The organism is Streptococcus sp. E24BD, from assembly GCF_041807825.1.
Classification (GTDB): Bacteria; Bacillota; Bacilli; order Lactobacillales; family Streptococcaceae; genus Streptococcus; species Streptococcus entericus.
Genome location: NZ_JBGTZB010000020.1, coordinates 1 through 22,279, shown reverse-complemented (window position 1 = coordinate 22,279; position 22,279 = coordinate 1). Strand labels below are relative to the sequence as shown.

The following is a 22,279-nucleotide window of genomic DNA, read 5'->3' as shown; positions in this document are numbered from 1 at the left end:
ATGTAAAAAGACGGTTTCCCGTCTTTACTTACTTAATCACTTCTTGAGTCTTAGCATAGTTGGCTTCAACAGCTGCTTTTTCTGCCTGCCACCAGTCTTGGTTATCGGTATACCACTTGATGGTTTCTTCGATACCCGCTTCAAAGTTGGTAAATTCTGGTGTCCAACCCAGTTCATCACGGAGCTTGCTAGCGTCAATCGCATAGCGAAGGTCGTGCCCTGCACGGTCGGTCACATGGTCATAGGCATCAGCCGGTTGACCCATTTTCTCCAAAATCAGCTCCAACACTTCCTTGTTGTTCTTCTCACCATCGGCACCAATCAGATAGGTTTCACCGATTTGTCCCTTAGTCAAAATGATCCAGACACCTGATGAGTGATCGTTGGTGTGAATCCAGTCACGGACATTTTTCCCTTCACCGTAGAGTTTTGGCTTGATACCAGACAAGATATTGGTAATCTGGCGTGGGATAAATTTCTCAATGTGCTGGTAAGGGCCATAGTTGTTTGAACAGTTGGAAATGGTCGCCTTCACGCCAAATGAACGTACCCAAGCCTTGACAATCAAGTCAGACGCTGCCTTGGTAGAGGAGTAAGGCGAGCTAGGGTTATACTTGGTATCCGCTGTGAATTTCTCACCTGGACCTTCGCCATGACCTGGCAGGTCCTCACGCAATGGCAAATCACCATAAACTTCATCAGTTGATACGTGGTGGAAACGAATATCGTATTTACGAGCCGCTTCCAACAAGGTATACGTCCCGATGAAGTTGGTGTGGATAAACGGCGATGGGTCATTGAGGGAGTTATCGTTATGACTTTCAGCTGCATAGTGGATAATAGCATCCGCCTTTGCAGCCAACTTGTCCACCAATTCGGCATCTGCGATGTCACCGACCACTAACTCCACTCGGTCACCTAAGATGGCTTCCAAGTTCGCACGGTTACCCGCGTAGGTCAATTTATCCAAGACCGTCACATGGACATCTGGATGATTGTTGTAAACGTAATGCACAAAGTTTGAGCCAATAAAACCAGCTCCACCTGTGACGATGATGTGTTTAAATGTTGACATGTTTTCTCCAATTTTTATTAGAATGACTTACTCTAACGATTTACTATCGATTTCAGATAGGCAATTTTTGCAAAATCTTTTTGATTGTTGTTCTCAGCACGGTAGCTATCTTTTGAGGATGCCAGATAAATCTTGAGGTACTGTTCCACGTTTGGCAAATAATAATGAACGCCCTCATCTTCTACTTCTTCTAGGTCTACACCAGCAAAGTTCGGCAGCGAATGTAGCCCACCAAATTCAACAGATTTTCCAGTTTTTTGAAACTCATGCTCGTGGCGGTCAACCAACTGATAACCTAGCCTTTCCATGATGGCATTCAGCTCATCAAAGCGATAAATCCGTCCCTCATCAGGAGCTTCCCAGCCACGCAGATCACTCGGCACATGAATATCTAAGTCTCTGGATTGCCAATCCCGACCAGTCACTTGCTCTAGTCCAACCGACCCCATCAGAAGTGGAACGATACCAATCTGATTTAATTCTCTGGCAATCATTAAAAATTCTTGATACATCTTACAAATCCTCAGCTCTCAAAGGTTTGACGTCTTTGAGTAGCGGATGGTTTTTATCAGCTTCTGAGACTTCGGCTTCTGCGAGATTCTCCCACTCAATGCCAAGACTTGGATCTGCATAATTGACAAAGGCATACTTAGGCTTGAGCTCCAAGGCCCAGTAGTCATTGACCAAATAGCTATAGGCAACGAAGTCTGACAAAACTTGAAAACCATTGGCAACACCCCGAGGCACAAAAATCCCCTTGCTGGCGTCAATGATGGTCTGGTAGGTATTACCGAAAGTCTCCCCTTCACGAAGGTCAACCCAAGTCCCCAGAACCTTACCGCCGTCTGCTACCGAGATGTACTTGTCCCAAGGCTCAGCGTGAAGGCCACGCAAGACATGCTTACGGGAAAAGCTGACATTGTTCTGCAACTTACCTTCTGCAAAAAAGCTCTCTGGAAAGCCCAGGGGCACCATTTTTTCCTTCTGGAAATTTTCTTTGAACCAACCACGATTGTCCCCGCGTACTGGAATATCGAATTCCAAGAGACCTGGAATAGCTTCAATCTTGCGGCAGGCTAATTCTTTATCAAAAAATTGTTCCGTCATTAAGCCTCTCCAATCAAACGGAGCAAATACTGCCCGTATTCATTTTTCTTCAATGGCTGCGCTAATTCACTGACTTGATCATCTGTGATGTAGCCCATGCGGTAGGCAATTTCTTCGAGGTTTGCTACTTGGACATTTTGCAGGCGTTGCACCGTCTCGATGTACTGAGATGCCTCTAGCAAACTCTCATGCGTTCCTGTATCCAACCAAGCAAAACCACGCCCCATCAGCTCGACAGACAAATCGCCACGGTCAAGGTAAGCTTTATTGACATCTGTAATTTCAAGTTCACCACGAGGACTTGGCTTAATGTTCTTAGCGATTTCCACGACATCATTATCGTAGAAGTAAAGCCCAGTCACCGCAAAGTTTGATTTTGGCTGTTCAGGCTTTTCTTCGATAGAAATGGCGTTCATATTGTCATCAAATTCGACGACGCCAAAGCGCTCAGGATCTTTGACTTGGTAACCAAAGACGGTCGCACCCTTGTCTTTAGAAGCCGCACGTTGCAACATCTTGGTCAGACCATTACCGTGGTAAATATTGTCTCCTAAAATCAAGCAAACACTATCATCTCCGATAAACTCTTCACCAATGATAAAGGCTTGAGCCAGACCATCTGGACTTGGTTGCACCGCATAAGACAGGGAAATTCCCAGCTCAGACCCATCTCCCAACATATCCTCAAAGCGAGGCAAATCCTGAGGTGTCGAAATAATCAAAATTTCTTTAATCCCAGCCAACATCAAGGTTGACAATGGGTAGTAAATCATCGGCTTATCATAAATCGGCATAAGCTGCTTGGAAGCGGCTCTTGTCAACGGATAGAGGCGAGTCCCTGACCCACCTGCCAGAATAATACCTTTCATCGGTAAGCTCCTTGTCATGTAATCTTCTTTACTATACCACACTTTTTAAGATTTGTCAGCTCTTACCACCACCGTCCCAATCGGATGGTCACTAGGGTCGAGCTGCCCTGTCTCTCCCATCAGCAAATGCACCAGCTCACGTCCAATCAAAGGACCTGTCGTCAAGCCAGACGACCCCAGCCCACTAGCGGCATACACGCCTGAAAGCCCCGGCACTTGCCCATAAAAGGGCGCATAATTGGGCGTGTAGGCCCTGATACCGACACGGTAGCTCTTGCTGTCTGCGCCAGCAATTTTTTGAAAAAATGGCAGAGCTTTGGCTTCCAGTCCCGCAAGCACCTCAGGGTCTAAGGTCAAATCATACCCCATCTTATCCTCATGCGAGGCCCCGACAGATAACTCGCCCTCACGAAACGGAATAATGTCTCCCTCACCGTGTGGCATGATGACAGGATAGCTCCCTGTGTCCAACTCACGAAACTGATAATCAATGATTTGCCCCTTCTGCGGACGAACAGCCACCGTATAACCGTGTTCCTCCAAAATAAAAGGCAACCAAGCCCCACAAGCCAAGATCAAGCGGTCAAAGACCTGCCCATCCACCTCGTAGCGACCATCAGACAAGACAGTAAAGCCAACTTTTTTCGTCACGACAGACACACCACTAGCTGCCAGTAAGGTCTTGGTCAGCTCCGACCCCTCTACACGAGCAGCACCAGATGCCCAGAGGTACTGGTCAAAGCCAGCAATCCCCTCATAATGACGATCCAACTCTTCCTGACTGATGAGTCTAACATCCCCCATCAAAGGCGACTCTTCTCGTCTTGTCAAGGCTAAAGCTAAAGTCTCCTCCAAAAAATCCTGACGAGACTTGATGACCACAACCCCCACCTGCTCGTAAAAACGGCTGTCATAGCCATCGGCCGTTACATCAGCTACCAAGTTCTGGTAAAAATCAGCCCCTAAACGCGCCATTTTGTACCAATTTTTATTACGTTTTCTGGCAAACCAAGGGCAGATAATCCCTGCTGCAGCCTTGGTCGCCTGACCGACCCCCTCATCAAAAACGGTCACTTCTATCCCATCTTCTTTTGACAAGTAATAGGCGGCTGTTGATCCGACAATCCCTGCACCAATAACGGCAACTTTCATCATTTTCTCCTTTTTCATGCGATTTCTATTTTATTATACCACAAGGGAGTGCGTTCGAACTCGATAAATAAAAAGAGTTCGTTGCCCATCTCAGAAAGACCTAGTCGGATCATCCAAGCTGTGTCAATCGGAAGAGCTTACCACATCTTGGGCATCTACCGAACATTGCTAAAAAGACTAGAACCTTCGTCCTAGCCTCAGCTTACAAATGTCTAAATGGATTGGTAGAGACTGTTGATGGATAGACATCAACCGACCAATCCAAATCTGCTTTCCAGCTCTCCAGTAGCGCTGTGACTTTCTGGACAAAGAGAACCTCGATATGGTGCCCTGGATCAATGGCCAAGAGCCCTTCTGTCAGCATCTCCTGAGCTGTATGGTAATAGATGTCTCCTGTAATATAGACATCAGCCTCCTTGGCAAGAGCCTCCTTGTAAAAGCTGCCGCCACTACCGCCACAAATCGCTACTCGCTCGATGTAACGCTGCTTATCGTGTGCATAGGTCACTAGCCGAACACTATCTAATGAAAAGACGGATCTGACCTTGAGCGCCAACTCCTCTAAGGTCACAGGTTCAATAACACCTACACGACCAATCCCCTGACCGTCAGCTGTCTCATGCAGAACATCTGTCACTTGAATGCCCAGCATCTCACAAAACCAGTCATTGAGCCCACCATCTACGACATCAATATCGGTGTGGCTGACATAAACCGCTATGTCATGCTTGATTAACTTCAAATAAATTTGAGTCTGCAAATCATCTGCCACTAAGTGTTTTAAGGGCTTAAAAATCGGCGCATGCTTGACGATAATCAAGTCAATCTTCTTTTCAATCGCTTCAAGCACCGTCGCCTCTCGAATATCCAAAGCCACCATGACCCGCTGGATATCCTTGTCCAGAGTTCCTATCTGAAGACCTGAAACATCGCCCTCCATAGACAGACTAGGCGGACAAAAGATTTGGTAGCGAGCAATCACCTCACTAGCTTTCATGCAGTACCTCCTTGATCGCTTGGATTTTTTGGGAAATAGCAGAGCGGGTCTCCTCATGTTGGATGGGAATACCTGCAAGAGCTTCTTCCAGTTTGGCACACTCTTGCTGCCACTTCTGCAGGAAAATAGGAGATTGGTCCTGCCGTAAAAAAGGACCAAACCGAATATCCAACTCAGACAACTCTTGCTGACCTGCCTCTGCTACGATGATTTCATAGCGTTTGCCATTTTCTTCTAAGATGTCTTCTGCGACGATAGCATAGCCATGCGCTGTCAACCAACGGCGGAGATCATCTTCACGATTATTGGGCTGGAGCACCAAGCGGCGGACAGTCGACAGCTCAGCCCTGCCCTTGTCTAAAATCTCCGCAATCAAGCGCCCTCCCATCCCACAAATCGTGATGGTGTCAATCCTATCGCTGGGTTTCATAGCAGCCAAACCATCCGCTAGACGGACGATTATCCTATCCTCCAGTCCAGCTGAGCCAACCGTATCTACAGCAGACTGATATGGACCTGCAACCACTTCACCTGCGACTGCTGTCTCAATCTGCCCTGCAACAATCAAGGCGACAGGCAGGTAAGCATGGTCGCTGCCAACATCTAAAAGCCTTGCACCTTGCGGCACAAAGCTAGCAACTTGCTGCAAACGTTTTGAAAGTAATATCGTCATAGCTATCTTTCTAAACTGTTCTCTAATCAAGACTATTAAAGCATAACATGCCAATCAGTCTGTGACGAACTAATCCACCCAGAGGTTAGATGCCAAACGGAAATCCTCATCAATCGCCACTTCTTCCACCTTGTGACGATCACGCTCACGGCGGCGCTCCTCAATTTGCCTAACGGTCAAGATACCTTCTTTGCGCCAATTACGTAAAATGGCTTGGATATAATTCCAATTGGTCTTACCATTAAACACCGCTTCTTTTAGTGCTTCTCTAATCAAAGCTGGATCGGTTTGAACTTCCTTAAGCAACTTGTCCAACTCTTCCAGTTCAAAAGGACTGAGCAAACGCCCCAGTTCTCGTTGAAAGTCGTCCACAAGTAACTTCAACTCTGACCCATCAAACAAAGGCAAGGTGTCCACGGATTCAGAACCCTGTGGCTTTCCTTGATGTAATAGGGTATCTAATTTTTCAAAAGCTGGGCTGGTGTCAAAAATAGTCTCAATCTCCCCAGCAATATCAATGATTTTAATGACTAAAAGACCTGCCTCAGTCAAACGCTCAAAGGACCGATTAACATCTGCAACTGTCTTACCAATGGCCTGAGCAATCTGGCTAGGTAATAAATCTTGTAAATTGGTCGTGTTTTGCAAGTAGCAAAATTGCCAAACAAGAAAGTCTTCACTGTTGTTAAACAAGTGGTGGTAGTTAAACAGCAACTGACTGGGTAGCACCACATGCCCTGACTGATAATAAGTGACAGCTGTCATCTCGCCCTCCTAAAGTTGCGCAGACTCCAAGAACTCTTCTTGCAACTGCTCCAAATGATAAGGCGTCTCCTGATAGACCCCATAGTTAATCCAATTACTGAAAAAAGTCGCCGCAGGCAGGTTCCAACGCATGATTGGCGGCTGGCTAGCATCATCATTCTGGTAGTAGTTTTTAGGCATAGCAGAGCTTTTACCAGATAAGATATCTCGGCGGTATTCCTTATCTAGGGTCTCACGATCATACTCCAAGTGCCCAAAGCTATAAACCTCTCTCAGGTCCGAACTCGCTAGGATAGATAAGCCGACATCAACCCCTTTAGCAAGAATCTGTAGAGGGGTCTGTTTGAGAACCTGCACCTCATCAACTTCGGTGTAGCGTGAGTGGGGCGCAAAAAACTCGTCATCAAATCCACGCAGAAGCGGGCAACGCTTATCAGACACTACCTGCGAGAAAACGCCCGTCAACTTCTCAGCCATTTGCGATTTTTCAACACCATAACGGTAATAGAGCGCTGCCTGAGCCCCCCAACACAGATGCAGGGTTGAATAAACATGCGACTTTTGCCATTCAAAAATTTGGCATAATTCTTCCCAATAGTCAACCTCCTCAAACGGCAAGGTCTCCACAGGAGCCCCAGTGATAATCATGCCATCATAAAACTTATTTTTAATATCTGTAAAGGTTTTATAAAAGGTTGACAAGTGGTCAAAACCAGTGTTTTTCGACTCATGACTAGCCATATAGAGAAAGTCAATCTCTAGCTGTAAAGGTGTGTTAGATAGAAGCCTTAATAATTGCGTTTCTGTAGCCTCTTTGGTTGGCATCAGGTTTACAATCAAGACTTTCAAAGGACGAATATCCTGACTAACAGCACGGTTGTCGTCCATGACAAAGATATTCTCCGCCCGAAGAATATCAACTGCTGGTAACTTTTTATCGAGTGTAATTGGCATAAGCCCCTCACTTTCTTTAGAAGATACTACTTCTAGTATACGGTGGGGAGCTCAATCTTTCAAATATCTATTTTTTAGAACGGGCTATAGTTTTTAGCTATACCCGTAACCGAGCTTATCCCGGAAAATTCATCAAAATTTTCGTGTCGTAATTGCCGATGGCTTCACGACCACCAAGTCCGTCTAGCTCAATCAGAAAGGCACAGCCAGCAACCACACCACCTAGTTTTTCAATCATTTCAATGGTCGCTTTCACCGTACCACCTGTCGCCAAAAGGTCATCAACGATCAACACGCGCTGACCTGGCTTGATGGCATCAGCATGCATGGTCAGTGTGTCAAGACCATACTCTTTCTCATAATCAGCTGAGATGACCTCACGCGGTAATTTACCAGGCTTGCGGACAGGCGCAAAACCGATGCCCAACTCAAAAGCTACAGGGCAGCCCACGATAAAGCCACGCGCTTCAGGGCCAACAATCATGTCAATATTTTTGCTCACCGCATACTGAACAATCTCGCGAATAGCGTAACTGTAGGCATTGCCATCAGCCATCAAAGGGCTAATGTCTCGGAAAGTAATCCCCTCTTTAGGGTAGTTTTCAATGCTAGCGATATAGTTCTCTAATTTCATCTTCTGACTTTCTAAAAAATGGTTTTACAAACAATTATAACACATTCTTTTCACTTTTTGGGAAATAAACTAACTTACTCCAATTCAATGCCCTTTTCACGCAGGTTATCCAGACAGTCAAAGAGATAGGCCTCATCGTGTTCGTTATAGATAGGGCTGGTCTGCTCGGTGGGGTCTACTTGAGCGTGGGGCGTAGCGGTTTTTCCGCGATAGGCAGGGTCATACCAAGCCCTGTCAGGCTGGTAGCCACGAGCGACCATCTCATCCATGATAAGCACATGGTACTGGTAGAGCTTATAGGGATTGTGGTCAAAAACATAGTTGACCGTGGCATGAGGTTTACCCCAGCCTCGCCCTCGCAAGGCCGCACACTCGCGGTGCTGTCCCAAGAGTTGCTGGCGAGGAAGTTTTGAAATGATGGCTTGGTGCCATAGGCGCATAGGTGTTTTCCTCCTTCCTTTCTAACGCAAACCTGACCACTCAGCGTGAAACTGCTCCAGATAGGTCAGCATAAAGGTGTTGCGTTGCTCTGCCATTTTCCGACCGTAAGCCGTGGTCATCAGAGCCTTTAAGTGTAGTAATTTATCAGCAAAATGCTGGATAGCCGTCTCCTTATCGCCGTCTGGCTGATAAATCAGCCGACCCGTATGTCCAGAATACGCCATCGTTCTAGCGATACCGATAGCCCCGCATCAAGGCGGTCTGCATCCTGCACTACCCGCCCTTCTAGGCTAGGGACTTGTTTTCCTTGTCTCTGACTGGTGTCTCAATGATGGCTAAAAGATGCCGCTGGTCACGCTCATCAACCTGCTGACGCTCCAGCCAGTCCGAAACTTTTGCCAAGCCAGTCGCCAGACTGGCATTAAACTTATGATCTGCGACATCATGAAGGAGCGCTGCCATCTGACAGATAAAGAGGTCAGCGCCTTCTTCATGCGCGATGGTCACTGCCGTTCTTCTAACACGATCAATGTGCCACCAATCATGGCCGCTACCTTCTGTCTCCATCAGTCTTCTCACATGCTCTGCTGTCGCTTGGATAATACGTTCCTCGTCAATCATCTTGTCGGCTAAAATAAGCACGAACCTCCTCTTCATAACCGTAGCGGTCGTTGTACTGAGCTAGGAGCTCATTGTCATGGGTGTGCAGGACACCTGTCTCGAGCAGTTCTTGGTAAAGTTCTAAGTAGGGCAGACCTCGCTCCTTGGCGATGGCATACTCTCTTTTGACATCATAGGCCACCTTACGGAAATCCACACCAGCCAAACCTTGTCCATCAAAGGTCAGGAGTGCATACTGGGAACGCTGGTCTTGTCGCAAGGCTTCCCAAGTCCAGAAAGGCTGTCCTATGGAGCCTGGATTTAGGATGAGCTGACCGCTGGTCGCATAGCGCATGGTCTGGACATGCACATGCCCGTAGATGGCAACAGCCACTGCATGATCTGCACAAAGCCTATCAAACTCTTCCTGAGGCGATTGCCAATACAGTCCTCCACCATGATTCTTATCTGGAAAATTATGCGAGAGTTGAATGTTTAGACCTGACTTGGTCACATGCGCCGTTGCCCTTTGTTGGCTGAGGTAATCGAGCCCTGCTGGCGATAGGGTTTCAAGCAGGTACTGGCCTTGTCTGTACAGCGCCAGATGTTCTGCTTGTTTAGCATCAACAATCCCAGTGGCTTTCCTCTCCTTCAAGGCTAGAACCACATCGTCCCAGTTGCCACGAATGGACACCGTCACAGGCACATCTTGTAAGAACTCTAACAGTTCATCTCCTGCTGGTCCTGGCAAAAAGATATCACCCAAAAGCCAGTACTCCGTCGCCCCTTGAGCTTTGGCGTCTGCCAGGACAGCAGCCAAGGCTGTGCTATTACCATGAATGTCTGATAAAACAGCGATCTTTTCCATTTAGTCCTCTTTCCTCGTCAAGGTTTGGTAAATCTCCTCAGGTGTCCCTAGTGCCATCAACTCCTGATACTTGACGTTTGCCACCAACTCCTGATAGATTTGGCTGTCGGCAATCGGTCGTTTGTCAGCCTCCTTATTGACCGTCATCACACCGTCAGAGATGCTGACAAAGCCAAGTTCCTCGAAGATTTGAATCATCTTGACCAAAAGAATCTGGTCAATTTTGAGGAAATGGCTGAGCTCCTTGAGCTTGTAGCGGACATCAAACTCTGGATACTGGTAGATGGTCTTGTAGAGCTTGGCATACTGGTCTCGTGTCCCATAACCAGACAGGTAATAAGGGGTGTTGATGGTGTTTTTGAAATAAATGGCTTCAAAGGTTTTCCCTTCAAAGAGCCCTTGTAAGTCTGCCAAGGTGTTTGGCAAATCAGCCACCACCACGACTGGGCTACTTGTCTCAGCCGTCAACAGAGGCACACCAGTTGGCAGGAGAGCTGTTTTAGCCCGCAGGTCAAAAAGCTGAACCCCGTCAACACGAGCATCTTCCAGCATGAGCTGGAGAGTAGTGGCTCCGTTCCAACGGTTGACGGATAGGGTAACCAAGAGATCCAAGCCCCTAGCTTGTTGAAACTCCTGAGCCAGCTGCCCTTGGTTAAAAGCAACGACATCGTAGGCCGTCTCACCCTCCTGCACCTTGAGCTTGAGATGGGCACCCCCCTGTCCCATGGTTCTAGCCTGGGTCACCTTAACATCCTTGAGGAGAAAGACAGGCTTGCGGTTATCCATACCAAAAGGCGCTAGTTTACTTAGGCTTTTGATGGTGTCAAGCGATAGCTCAGACAGGGTGAGCTGACCAGCCACAGGTAGGGGTGGTTTCTGATTAAGGTCAATGACCTGCTCTGCCAGAGCCTCAGACAAGACCGCCTTGAGTGCTGGTAACTGCTCCACTAGGAGGGTCATGCCAGCCGCTCCGCTATGGCCCCCAAAAGCCACAAAAAGCTCTGGATGAGGACTGAGGGCCGTAAAGAGGTCAAAGGCTTCTGGACTGCGTGCCGACCCCTTGGATTGACCGTCCGTGATGCCGAGGACGATGACAGGCTGCCCCAGCGTTTCCAGCAAGCGCCCAGCCACAATGCCCAAAACGCCAGGGTGCCAGCCCTCTTTGGCCAGCACCTGAACAGGGCTCGTTGGATCAACCATCTGTCTAGCCTCATCATAAATCCGAGCGACTAGGTTTTTTCGTTCCTCATTTTTGGCCTTAACCATAAGGGCAAGCTGCTGGACTTCCTCATCATCAAAGCCTGTCAAGAGTTCAATGGCAGGGTTGGGGTCGTCCAGCCGCCCCAAGGCGTTGAGCTGGGGAGCAATGGTAAAACCAACGGTCTCCTCAGTCAGACTTGCCCAATCAACATCAGCCAACCTGAGCAACTCCTGTAAGCCCAGTCGCTCAGTTTCCTTGAGCACCTGCAAACCAGCCCTGACCATGATGCGGTTTTCATCCGTCAAGCTAACCATATCAGCAATGGTTCCAATAGCTACCAAATCGAGCATCTCTACAGGAACCGTCTCAAGCAGGGCTGTCGCTAATTTAAAGGCCACCCCACAACCTGCTAAATACTTAAAGGGATAATCAGCGCCAGGGTGCTCAGGATGGACAAGGGCGTAAGCCTCTGGCAGCTCTGCTGGTAAACTGTGGTGATCCGTCACCACCACATCAACACCATCCCCTTGCGCATAGGCAATGGCCTCATGGCCCGCCACCCCATTGTCCACCGTCACAATCAGAGACACGCCCTGCTGCTCGATAAAGTACTTGTAGACCGACAGGTTGGGCCCGTAGCCGTCCGTGAAGCGGTTGGGCAGGTAGGTCACCACCTCGGCCCCCAACATCTCCAGGGTCTCCTTGACGATAGACGCCGCCGTCATCCCGTCCGCATCGTAGTCCCCGTAAACGAGGATTCTTTCATTTTGTTCAATGGCAGAGCGGATACGCTGGACCGCCTTATCCATATCGTTTAGGAGATAAGAATCATGTAACTGGCTCAAATCTGCCTGCAAAAAAGCCACTAGTTCTTCCCAAGTCTGCACCCCACGGTTAAACAAGATGGTCGCTGCCAGCTTGTCCAAACCTTCTTTTTTTGCCAGCTTCAAAAAGCCCTCATCAGGCAATCGTTCATCAAGTTGCCAAGTGTATTTAGAAGAAATCATATCAGTCACTTTCTGGATCGTTATTCCTTTATTTTATCAAAAAACAAGCGAAAAACAAACTGCCTGACCTAGGGAAAGGCTCGTATGCATTGTCACGCTAATGACATAAAAACTACTGTTTACCAGATAAAAACGAACACGACAGCATCAGTAACTATTATAAAAAACTGCCAAGGCAGGTTTTTAATGATTTTCGCGAATTGTCATGTCTTATCCAATCAGTTCCACTGGTATAGGTGAAAATGGCTTATTTATAGTTAAACACTTTTCGTGTTAACCAGTCAAACAGGGTGGGGAAGAGGGTATACCATTTATGAGCCAGAGCTAAAAGCCAAGGCAGGTTGAGTTCGCGCTTGTTTTTACCCAGTATGGCTACGATACGACTAGCCACTGCATCCGCAGACAGCGTGAAGCGGTCAACGCTCTTGAGGTAGTCGCCCGATGGGTCTGCGGTCTCAAAAAACTTGGTGGCAATCGGTCCTGGGTTGACTGTGGTCACATAAACGCCCTTATCTGCCACTTCTAGTCGCAGGGCGTTCGAGTAGCCGATGACCGCAAACTTGGTGGCCGAATAAATACTGGTCTTAGCTGTCGCAATTAGCCCAGCCATGCTGGCAATATTGACGACATGCCCTGAACACTGCTCTGCCATTTTCCCAGCAATCAGCCGCGAAAAATGAATAGTCGCCAAGGTATTGACCTCAAACATCTCCTTGATCTGCGCCACCTCGTAAGCGTCAAAAGCCTGAAACTCACCGAAACCAGCGTTGTTGATGAGGATGTCCACGCGCCCAAACTGAGCATAAATGCTGTCGATGGTTTGGACAATAGCCGAGCTGTCACGAACATCTAGTCCCAGACAGAGGGTTTTGGGGCGTTCCCCATAGAGGGTCATGAGCCGCTCCCGACTACGTCCCAGGAGAACCAGTTGGTCAGCAGCTGGCAGCTGAGCCACCAACGCCTGAGCCAAGCCACCGCTAGCCCCTGTCATGACAATCACACGTCCTGTCATAAAACCTCTACCTCCTCTAAATCACGCACCACATGGGTATCTGGAAAGAGCGACTGAGCGTCTTTTTCCAACTGCCGAACATCGCGAGCCAAAAAGCGAGCGGATACATGGTTGAGCAAGAGCCGTTTGGCAAAGGCTTGCTTGGCAACACTGGCCGCCTGCATATTGGTCGAGTGTCCATGTTTTTTGGCGATAGCCTCGTCTCCCTTGCCGTAGGTGGACTCATGGACGAGGACATCCGCTCCCAACCCTAGATGAATGCTAGCGTCCGTCAAGCGTGTATCCCCTAAGATGGTCACTACCTTGCCCTTTCTAGGCTCAGAAATATAGTTTTTAGCGATGATTTGCCTGCCATCAGACAGAAGGATATCCTGACCATTTTTGACCTGACCAAAGAGCGGTCCAAAGGGCACACCAGCCGCCAAGAGACCTTCCGCATCCAAGGTCCCTTCTAAGTCCTTCTGGGTCACGCGATAACCGACACAGAACACTGTATGGTCAAGAGCTTCCGCATGGACAGTAAACTTGTCTGTCTCCAAAATCAAGCCCAAGGTGTTCTCGTCAAACTCATGAAAATGAATCCGATAAGGCAGACGAGTACCTGTCACGCGCAGACTAGTCAGGACCAGCTGCTTAATCCCCACAGGCCCATAGAGGTCAATATCCGTCTGCTCCTCGCTGGCCTGAAAGGCACGGCTGGATAGGAAACCTGGCAAGCCCAAGACGTGATCCCCATGCAGATGGGTGATAAAGATCTTTTTTATTTTACGAGGACGAATGGTCGTCTCTAAAATCTGCTGCTGGGTGCCTTCCCCACAGTCAAACATCCAGACCTCATTGATTTCATCAAGAAGTTTGAGGACAAGACTGGACACATTGCGTCCCTTGGACGGCTGACCGGCACCCGTCCCTAAAAATTGAATTTCCATACTTAACTTTCTAACACATAGATAAGGGATTGCCTTTGGGTATAGCCAAAGACCTGTTTTCCTGACAACTGGCTGGCGACGTCCAGCAATTCTTGCCTGTTGTAACTGGACAGCTTGATGGTACCATCTGTTAGTCGGTGACCCGTCGTCAGGAATGCGCCGTCGCAGGTGAAGGGCTCTGCCCCTTCTTCCTCCCATAACAAGGTATCGAGATAGACCCTATCACCCTCTCGGTAAACCACCAAATGGGGAAAGAGCTCTGCCAGCTCTAGTAGGGTCAGGTCTACCACCTCCCCCTCGTCCTCTGCAAAAACAGTCGCTAACCCTTGGGCATTAACAAAGGCAAAACCAAAGGCACGTCCAGACAGGTTGAGACGGACAAAGGGCTTATCCTCTGCCGCAAAGCTGGGGTAAGATTCAAAGAGGTCGAGCGCCGTACTCAGCTCCAACAGGTAATCGCAGGCAGCTTTGGGCGAGGTTTTCTGATAATGCTCGGCAAAATAAGCGTTGACCACACTAGGCGGTGGGGTGATGATTTTGAGTTGCTCAACTCTGCTCAGCCCCTGCAACTGGCGGGTCAGGTAGACCCTGTCCAAACTGGTGTAGCCACCGTAGGTCAAGGCTAGGTCAATCTCATTGGTCATAAAAAGCCTCCAATCGCCATCTGTTTTGAGGACTGATGTAGCCCGTCACGGGCTGGTCACTGTCCCAGTCGTAGCTGTCTAGTAGGGCAACCTTACTCAGTTCATAGAGTTTGTAGCTGTCTTCTGGCTTAACCTGCACTGCAAAAGGCTCAAAAATCTGGTCAGTGATCGCCTCGATCATCAGCTGGCGCAGGTCACTGGCTGCGGTCTCCGACTGAGATGACACGGTCACGTAAGGAAAAAGACTGGGGGTAAACTCAGTGACCTTGTCAATCTTGTTATAAACTGCTAGCCGAGGGATATCTGCCATATCCAGATCAGCCAAGATGTCCAAAACCACCTGCTCCTGCTCGGCGTGATTGGGGTCGCTGGCATCAATGACATGCAATAGCAAGTCCACCTGTCGGCTCTCCTCCAAAGTCGACTTGAACGCCGCAACCAACTCCGTCGGCAGATCTTGGATAAAACCAACCGTATCGGTCAAGGTCGCCTCAAAGCGGTCTTGGAGGTAAATTTTCTTGGTCGTCGCATCCAGCGTTGCAAAAAGCTCATCGGCTTCATACTGGCTCTTGTCCGTTAGAACGTTCATGATGGTAGACTTGCCAGCATTGGTATAGCCAATAAGCCCAATTTTGAGAGCCTGAGAAGCGATACGCTTGTCCCGTACCGTGGAACGGTTCTTGGTAACTTGCTTGAGCTGACGCTCAATATCTGAAATCTGATGACGAATGGAACGACGATTGAGTTCCAGCTGGCTCTCCCCAGGACCACGACTACCGATGCCACCTGCTTGACGGCTAAGCATGATCCCTTGACCAACCAAGTGTGGCAGCATGTACTTGAGCTGGGCTAGATGCACCTGCAACTTGCCCTCGTGGCTCCGTGCCCGCATGGCAAAAATATCTAAAATCAGCTGCATACGATCGATGACCTTAACCCCCAGTTCCATCTCCAGATTCGTATTCTGACGAGGGGTTAGGCGGTTATTAACAATAACACTGTCAATCTCCTCGGACTCGATGACTGCTTTTAGTTCTTCTAACTTACCAGAGCCGACAAATGTCTTGCTGTTGTAGCGCTCCAGTTTCTGGGTGTAGCTCGCCACCACCTCCGCACCTGCTGTTTTGGCTAGGCTGGCCAGCTCTTCCATAGACATGGCAAAATGCTCACTGGTCTGTAACTCTACGCCAACCAAAATAGCTTGCTCAGTCTTTTCTTGCGTCTCAATCATCTGCCCACCTCCTTGCATCATTTCCATTATACCATATTTTTGGGCTCTGCTATTTTCAAAGAATTCGTTAAAGATTGAACAGAGTCTGCTATTTTCAAAGAATTCGTTAAAGATTGAACAGAGAGATAGAAATAGACAAAAACTACCTCTTATTCCGATGATAGCAATTTTACGTTACAAGGTGCTTTTAATGGCGAAAAAGACAAACACCAACCTGATGTTTGTCTCTAAGCGATGATGACCTTGCATTTATCTTTTTGTTATTAGGCTAAGGTTCAAAATGAATCGATTCACGCTGTTTCTTTAGGGCTTCCCAACCAGCTAGAAATTCATCTAATTCGTCCTCGTCCCATTCGCTGTCGTCTTCATCATCGACATCGTTGTCAACGGCGTCAGCTGTGGTTTCCTCAGACGCCTCAGCTGGAGAGTCTGGGGTTGATGTCTCCTCAGCTTTATGTTCTTCAGGCTGAGTAGTTGATGGGGAGGTTGGCGTAGTTTTTGTAGCAGGTATTTCATCTGAATTAGATGGATTACTTTCTTCAAAGGCGTCACGTTCTGCTTTCAGGCGAGTTAGTTCTGCTAACAGTTTTTCTAACTCCTCAGCAGAAGCACCATCAAAGATGTCCTCTTCGTCTTCCTCGTCATCGACATCATTATCAACGACGTCAGATGGTTTCTCCTCAGATGGCTCAGCTGGAAAGTCTGGGGTTGGCGATGATGGTGAGGCTTCCGTTGAATCAGCCGGTTTGTTAGTGCCGTCTTCAAGATGTTTAGCAGGCTGTTCAAGGAATAACGGCAAGGCCTCAGTAAAGTCTTCTGACAATTCCTCGTCCGTCATAACTTTTGTTCGAATGAGAAAATCACGCAGATTATTGACATATGACGCCATGTCTTTACGGTTGAACACTGAGCCACTCGGAACATCCGCATCAGCTGTGTGAACTGGGGCTTTCTCTGTCGACAGAGCCGCTTTCAATTCTTCTTTCAAGGCAGAGGTTTCTCCCAGATGAGATTCAAACACGCGCGGAACACCATAGAGTTCTTTTACTTTCTCCTGAAGGCGTTGACGCAATTGTGGCGAAACCTTTTCATCGTCCATATGTCTCAAGAGAAAGTCCATATAAGCTAGTCGCGGACCTTGGTCACTAGGCGCCTTATCAACGCGTGCAATAGCTGACAAGTGATTTGCGACACGCTCTAAACCTGCCTTGTCTTTTGCGACAACTAGGGCTTTTAGTTTTTCAACTTCTTCCTCTTGACGTAAGCCAAAACTACGTAAGGTTCTTGAACCTAATGTCTTGTACTGCTCAACCAGCTGTTCATAACGTGCGGTCAGCTCATCTTCAACCACTGGTGCTGCTTCTTTTGGTTTGTCTCCCTTGATATAACGGCTATCAAAATCCTGTAAGGCTGCCATATAAGCTTGTGTAGATGTTGTTGGCACTGCTAGGTCAACCTTGAGTCATCCAAGGCTCGTGCAATACGTCGATAGTCTGCACTTGTTTCACCAAACTTGGACTTGGCATCTTCCAGCACACGGGCAATCTCGTCCGTCACCGGTGCTGCTGAAAACTCGCCTGCTGAAAAGCTTGCCTTAATTTCAGGTAATTTATTGGCCATGTAAGCCTCATAACCAGCCATTGGCGTTAAGATATTGAGGTAGTGGTAGTGATCTTTCCCTGGTAGAACAAAATATTTTTTATCCTTGATGTTCACTTGGATGACTGGTACGCCCAAACGTTCAGCCGCAGCTTGTAACTCATTTTCAAAATCAAGTTCCAAATTATCCGTTTTAGCTGGAATGGTTAACAAATCCAGTGGTACAGAGTAGGGGTGAACGTGACCTGCATCATAAAGTGGGTCTAGCACGTCAGTATAGTAATCACGCTTCGCATCGTAGTCTTGATGAGGATGAGGAATGGCAAAGACAACAAAGGAATCATGGAAATGAACAGGCGTCCCTTGGAGCAATCCATAAGCCTTACGGATATAAGCCGTTAATTCCCGCTTTTCCTCGTCAGTCAGAGGGGCTTTAGTTGGCGCTTCTTCTGTCACATGGACAATATGAGTATGGTCTTCATGAGGGTATTCAAAACCAACAACTTTGCCATCAGCGGTCACAGGACGAATACTCTCCACAGGTAGACCCAGTTGTTGGGCTAACTCTGCTCTTTGCTTTGCTTGCTTCTCAGACAAAACAGGAGACTCCGCTTGCACTTTAGGGGTTTCCTTAGGCAATAAGTGTACCCATTTTGAACGAGCAATAGCGTCTTTTGGTAAAATATGAGTATGCCCCTTATGGTCAACCATCAAGCCCGCATCAGTCCAGCCTTCTATACCAGTGCCATCAAAGAGGAAACCGTCGCTAGTTGGATAATCAATACCAGCCACACCTTCTTTAGTTGGTGCTTCGGTTGTTGACACAGGTGTTTCTTGCTCTTCAGGAATAGGCGTTGGAGCAGGCGATGATTTTGGACGGCTTGGTTTTGGTGGAACAGCCGGTTTCTCTGGACGACTTGGTTTAGGAGCGACAGCTGGTTTTTCTTGCTCAGTTGGCTTATCTTGTTTAACCGATTTTTCCGAATCTGCCGGCTGATCATGGTCGTTGTGCCCGTCATCATAAGGCTTAGTGATGTCTAAATCACGCAGTAAAACGAAGTGAATATGGTCATCGTGAGGATACATGAAGCCTGGACCATCTGGCGTATTTAGCAGAACAATCTGATTTTCACTTAGCCCTGTTGCTTGAGCCAAATAGGCACGTTTTACCGCAACCTCATCCTGATGATGCTCATTCGGTTCTTGAGGAGACCCACTCGGTACTGTTGGCTGCTCAGATGGTATAGGGGAACTTGGTTGAGTTGGCTTATCTAATACAGATGGCATTGATGGGGCTGTCGATGAGTTCCTCAAAAGGTAGGCCCATTTTGATCTAGCCAAATCTGATGTCAATAAAACATGCAGGTGTCTATCATGATTAACCAACAACCCTGCCTCTGTCCAGCCGTGAACGCCAGTTCCATCAAACAAGAACCCATCACTGGTTGGAAAGTCAATCCCTGCAATACCACCTTGTTGGGATGGATTTGCCTGGTCAGCTCTTCCTCCAGTAGACGGTGCTAGCGGGGTAGTCTGAACATGAGTCGTCGCTGCAGCCTGCTGTTGATTTGACAAGCTGGATTTCAAAACATAGTGGTAATGGTCTCCATGGCGAACAGTGTAGCCCAGAGCATCTTCTGCGACGATATCAGCTGGATTAAACTCATAATGATGATCTGCTGTAGTCTGCTGCTTATCTCCTAGCGGTTTTTGCTGAGTTGGGGCTGCTGTCACAACCGTACCTGCTGGAATCAGGTGGGCAAATTTAGTGCCTTGCAAATCAGCATAAAAGATAAAATGAGAATGCCCATTATGGTCAACGACAATACCGTCTCTCGTATGCGAAAGAATTTTTGATTGATCTGTCAGGATAAAGCCGGCACTGGTCGGCACTGTTACACCCGGGATATCTTTTTCTTTTTTGGTGTTTTTCTTATCGGATGATTTGTCTTGTTTATCTTTTTTGCTCTCTTTTTGTTTTGTTGAAGAGCTGGTCTAGGTTGTTGAAGATGTTGTTTTAGCTTCCTGCTTGGTTTGGCAGGCCGATAAAACAAGATGGCTTGCTAGGACAAGCCCAGTTAGTTTTAGCCATTTATGCTTAGCCATATAGCCTCCTTGATGATACACCGATTAAAAACCAGTTAATTTTATGCTTAACCAGTTTATTTTATCGTATAAAGCCGATTTTTGCAAGCTTTTTACAAAACATTTTGCCTAGTAAAAGACTTATGCTATAATACAGATATGAAATGTTTAATCACATCCGGCGGCACGACAGAGCCGATTGATCAGGTGAGAGGGATTACCAATCATGCCAGTGGTTGGCTTGGAAAAATCATGGCAGAAACCTGCTTAGCAGCTGGTCATGAGGTAACACTTGTGACAACCAAACAAGCCGTTAAGCCTGATGCTCACCCCAAATTATCTGTGACAATCATCTCTGACGTGGCAAGCCTAATCACCGTGCTCAAGCCTCTGGTTCAATCACATGATGTCTGCATTCATAGCATGGCCGTCTCTGATTACACCCCTGTCTATATGACTGACTTGGAAGAGGTCGAAAAAACGTCAGATCTGCGCCAGCTATTGACCAAAAAAAATAATGAGACGAAAATCTCATCTCATAGTGATTATCAAGTTCTTCTTCTGAAAAAAACGCCTAAGATTATCGGTCACATTAAAGATTGGAATCCGAACATTAAGTTAGTGGGGTTCAAGCTCTTGGTTGATGTTAGTCGTGACGAGCTTTTCGCGGTAGCGAAATCTAGTCTGATGAAAAATCGTGCTGATTTTATTCTGGCTAATGATTTAATGGAGATTAACCAAGACAAGCATCGCGGCTATTTGCTGACAGCTGACGAGGTGTTTGAAGCAGAGACAAAAGAACAAATCGCTCAGCTGATTTTAGAAAAGGTGACCACTCATGCCTAAACGACTCTTATTAGCCATATCAGCCTCCATTTCTGCCTATAAGGCAGCGGATTTAACCAGCCAATTAACCAAGCTAGGCTACGAGATCCACGTCTTAATGACAGAGGCTGCCACTCAATTTATCACGCCCTTGACCTTACAAGTTCTCTCTAAACAACCTGTGCATGTAGATGTGATGACTGAAAAATTAGCAGACCGAATCAACCATATCGACTTAGCCAAGGAAGCTGACTTATTTATCCTCGCTCCCGCTTCTGCTAATACCATCGCGCATTTGGCACACGGTCTGGCGAGCAATATGGTGACAGCCACTGCGCTTGCCTTGCCAGCCGAAACACCAAAGCTCTTTGCGCCAGCCATGAACACAAAAATGTACGACAACCCCATCACGCAACAGAACATGGCCGTCCTGACCCAACAAGGATACAGGGAAATTCCACCTCGCTCTGCCCTTTTAGCTTGCGGTGATGTGGGGCGCGGTGCCCTAGCTGACCTATCAGATATTATTCACACGATTGAGGAGATTTTACATGAACAGACGTCAAGAAACTAAACAAATCGCTGCTATTGCTATTTTTATGGCTGTCATGCTGGTCATCGAAATTGTCAGCCAGTCCATCTTTGCAGCCATTCCCGCCCTCCCTCTAAAACCGACACTGACCCATATCCCTGTCATTATCGCCAGCATCTACTATGGTCCCAAAGTCGGCGCAGGGCTCGGAACCTTTATGGGCATCATGAGCGTGGTGCGCAACACCATCTTGGTTACGCCCGCCAGTTACATTTTCTCACCGTTTGTTGATGATGGAAACTTTTACTCTCTTCTGATTGCGATTGTTCCACGGGTTCTTATCGGTGTCACTCCCTATCTGATTTACAAAGCCCTTCACAACACTATCGGCTTGGGCATGGCTGGCGCTGTTGGCAGCATGACCAACACCCTCTTTGTGCTGGGTGGTATCTTCTTCCTCTTCCCTGACCGCTTCGGAGGCAATGTGCAGAGCTTCTTAGCGGCTGTACTGGCAACCAACTCATTGGTCGAAGTCGCCATCGCTACTGCCTTAACCGTGATTTTAGTGCCGAGATTGCGGTCGCTAAAGCACTAATTGACTAAAACACATCAATAAACCGGCTCTTTGTCAACTGTAGTGGGTTGACCAATTTAACACCGAGAGAGGACAGTTCTTGTCTTCTCTCGTTTTATGTTTATGGCAATGAAAATGCGAGTTTTGTCTTTTCAAAGTTTCTGAAACCAAAGGCGTTGCGCTTAATAACCTTGATGATGTTGTTGGTTGCTTCAATCTTGGCGTTAGAGTAGGGCAATTCCAAAGCATTGACAATCTTGTCTCTATTCTTCAAGAAAGTCTTAAAAACCGTCTGAAAGACAGGATTAACGCTTGAAATCGTCTCCTCAATCAGCCCAAAGAGCTGGTCAGCTTGCTTTTCTTGAAAATGAAACAGGAATAGTTGATAAAGTTCGTAGTGTTCTTTTAGCTCTTGAGAATAGCCGAGCAGTTTAGTGACAACCTCCTGATTAGTCAAGTGCCTGCGAAAAACTGGACGATAAAAGCGTTTATCGCTGAGTTTACG

The 22,279-nt window shown here is 47.5% G+C and carries 22 protein-coding genes and 2 pseudogenes; 3 read left to right on the top strand and 21 right to left on the bottom strand.

Going from position 1 to position 22,279, the window contains the following annotated elements; all coding sequences use genetic code 11:
- Positions 1-28: 28 nt before the first annotated feature.
- The 20 genes and pseudogenes from rfbB to ACERC5_RS06170 form a co-directional block, all read right to left on the bottom strand.
- Complete coding sequence (rfbB, locus tag ACERC5_RS06265; protein WP_373659043.1) at positions 29-1,075, bottom strand: dTDP-glucose 4,6-dehydratase; 1,047 nt, start codon at positions 1,073-1,075, stop codon at positions 29-31.
- Positions 1,076-1,107: 32 nt separating this feature from the next.
- Positions 1,108-1,587, bottom strand: a complete 480-nt coding sequence (locus ACERC5_RS06260) for a phosphoribosylanthranilate isomerase (protein ID WP_373659042.1) — start codon at positions 1,585-1,587, stop codon at positions 1,108-1,110.
- Between the two features lies 1 nt (position 1,588).
- Positions 1,589-2,182, bottom strand: a complete 594-nt coding sequence (locus ACERC5_RS06255; RefSeq protein WP_373659041.1) for a dTDP-4-dehydrorhamnose 3,5-epimerase family protein — start codon at positions 2,180-2,182, stop codon at positions 1,589-1,591.
- On the bottom strand, positions 2,182-3,051 hold the full coding sequence (rfbA, locus tag ACERC5_RS06250) for a glucose-1-phosphate thymidylyltransferase RfbA (protein WP_373659039.1): 870 nt from the start codon (positions 3,049-3,051) through the stop codon (positions 2,182-2,184). The genes ACERC5_RS06255 and rfbA overlap by 1 nt, the downstream gene beginning before the upstream one ends.
- Positions 3,052-3,096: 45 nt before the next feature.
- The gene (locus tag ACERC5_RS06245; RefSeq protein WP_373659038.1) at positions 3,097-4,203 is read right to left on the bottom strand and encodes an NAD(P)/FAD-dependent oxidoreductase; all 1,107 of its coding nucleotides are present in this window, start codon (positions 4,201-4,203) and stop codon (positions 3,097-3,099) included.
- Between the two features lie 202 nt (positions 4,204-4,405).
- Complete coding sequence (locus ACERC5_RS06240; protein ID WP_373660436.1) at positions 4,406-5,200, bottom strand: Nif3-like dinuclear metal center hexameric protein; 795 nt, start codon at positions 5,198-5,200, stop codon at positions 4,406-4,408.
- Positions 5,190-5,873, bottom strand: a complete 684-nt coding sequence (locus tag ACERC5_RS06235) for a tRNA (adenine(22)-N(1))-methyltransferase TrmK (protein WP_373659036.1) — start codon at positions 5,871-5,873, stop codon at positions 5,190-5,192. The genes ACERC5_RS06240 and ACERC5_RS06235 overlap by 11 nt, the downstream gene beginning before the upstream one ends.
- Positions 5,874-5,942: 69 nt before the next feature.
- Complete coding sequence (locus tag ACERC5_RS06230; protein WP_373659035.1) at positions 5,943-6,638, bottom strand: DnaD domain-containing protein; 696 nt, start codon at positions 6,636-6,638, stop codon at positions 5,943-5,945.
- 9 nt (positions 6,639-6,647) lie between these two features.
- Positions 6,648-7,592 carry a homoserine O-succinyltransferase gene (gene metA, locus ACERC5_RS06225; RefSeq protein WP_018367320.1) on the bottom strand — a complete coding sequence of 315 codons (945 nt, stop codon included), beginning with the start codon at positions 7,590-7,592 and terminating at the stop codon, positions 6,648-6,650.
- 115 nt (positions 7,593-7,707) lie between these two features.
- The gene (locus ACERC5_RS06220) at positions 7,708-8,226 is read right to left on the bottom strand and encodes an adenine phosphoribosyltransferase (RefSeq protein WP_018367321.1); all 519 of its coding nucleotides are present in this window, start codon (positions 8,224-8,226) and stop codon (positions 7,708-7,710) included.
- Positions 8,227-8,300: 74 nt separating this feature from the next.
- A complete protein-coding gene (locus tag ACERC5_RS06215; RefSeq protein ID WP_373660435.1) occupies positions 8,301-8,666 on the bottom strand; it encodes a TIGR02328 family protein in 366 nt (121 codons plus the stop codon).
- 21 nt (positions 8,667-8,687) lie between these two features.
- Positions 8,688-9,288, bottom strand: a pseudogene (locus tag ACERC5_RS06210) (HD domain-containing protein).
- The gene (locus tag ACERC5_RS06205) at positions 9,281-10,135 is read right to left on the bottom strand and encodes a metallophosphoesterase (protein WP_373659032.1); all 855 of its coding nucleotides are present in this window, start codon (positions 10,133-10,135) and stop codon (positions 9,281-9,283) included. Before ACERC5_RS06205 ends, ACERC5_RS06210 begins: the two are co-directional and overlap by 8 nt.
- The gene (gene recJ / locus ACERC5_RS06200; protein WP_373659031.1) at positions 10,136-12,343 is read right to left on the bottom strand and encodes a single-stranded-DNA-specific exonuclease RecJ; all 2,208 of its coding nucleotides are present in this window, start codon (positions 12,341-12,343) and stop codon (positions 10,136-10,138) included.
- A 247-nt stretch (positions 12,344-12,590) separates the two neighbouring features.
- Positions 12,591-13,355, bottom strand: a complete 765-nt coding sequence (locus ACERC5_RS06195) for an SDR family NAD(P)-dependent oxidoreductase (RefSeq protein ID WP_373659030.1) — start codon at positions 13,353-13,355, stop codon at positions 12,591-12,593.
- Positions 13,352-14,284, bottom strand: a complete 933-nt coding sequence (gene rnz, locus ACERC5_RS06190) for a ribonuclease Z (protein ID WP_373659029.1) — start codon at positions 14,282-14,284, stop codon at positions 13,352-13,354. The genes ACERC5_RS06195 and rnz overlap by 4 nt, the downstream gene beginning before the upstream one ends.
- Positions 14,285-14,286: 2 nt before the next feature.
- Positions 14,287-14,928 (bottom strand): cystathionine beta-lyase, encoded by a 642-nt coding sequence (locus ACERC5_RS06185; protein WP_373659028.1) that lies wholly within the window; start codon positions 14,926-14,928, stop codon positions 14,287-14,289.
- Complete coding sequence (gene hflX / locus ACERC5_RS06180) at positions 14,918-16,159, bottom strand: GTPase HflX (RefSeq protein WP_373659027.1); 1,242 nt, start codon at positions 16,157-16,159, stop codon at positions 14,918-14,920. The genes ACERC5_RS06185 and hflX overlap by 11 nt, the downstream gene beginning before the upstream one ends.
- A 268-nt stretch (positions 16,160-16,427) precedes the next feature.
- A complete protein-coding gene (locus ACERC5_RS06175) occupies positions 16,428-17,576 on the bottom strand; it encodes a hypothetical protein (RefSeq protein WP_373660434.1) in 1,149 nt (382 codons plus the stop codon).
- Between the two features lie 29 nt (positions 17,577-17,605).
- Positions 17,606-19,651 (bottom strand): pneumococcal-type histidine triad protein, encoded by a 2,046-nt coding sequence (locus ACERC5_RS06170; RefSeq protein ID WP_373660433.1) that lies wholly within the window; start codon positions 19,649-19,651, stop codon positions 17,606-17,608.
- Between the two features lie 351 nt (positions 19,652-20,002).
- Between ACERC5_RS06170 and ACERC5_RS06165 the strand changes: the two genes are divergently transcribed.
- Genes ACERC5_RS06165 through ACERC5_RS06155 form a run of 3 tightly spaced genes read left to right on the top strand, consistent with a single transcriptional unit; the run spans position 20,003 to position 21,795 of the window.
- Positions 20,003-20,689, top strand: coding sequence for a phosphopantothenate--cysteine ligase (locus tag ACERC5_RS06165; RefSeq protein ID WP_373660432.1), 687 nt, complete (start codon positions 20,003-20,005; stop codon positions 20,687-20,689).
- Complete coding sequence (gene coaC / locus ACERC5_RS06160; protein ID WP_373660431.1) at positions 20,682-21,242, top strand: phosphopantothenoylcysteine decarboxylase; 561 nt, start codon at positions 20,682-20,684, stop codon at positions 21,240-21,242. Before ACERC5_RS06165 ends, coaC begins: the two co-directional genes overlap by 8 nt.
- Complete coding sequence (locus ACERC5_RS06155) at positions 21,220-21,795, top strand: ECF transporter S component (RefSeq protein WP_373660430.1); 576 nt, start codon at positions 21,220-21,222, stop codon at positions 21,793-21,795. The genes coaC and ACERC5_RS06155 overlap by 23 nt, the downstream gene beginning before the upstream one ends.
- Before the next feature lie 56 nt (positions 21,796-21,851).
- Here the strand turns inward: ACERC5_RS06155 and ACERC5_RS06150 are convergent.
- Positions 21,852-22,279: pseudogene (locus ACERC5_RS06150) on the bottom strand (transposase); the annotation flags it as partial.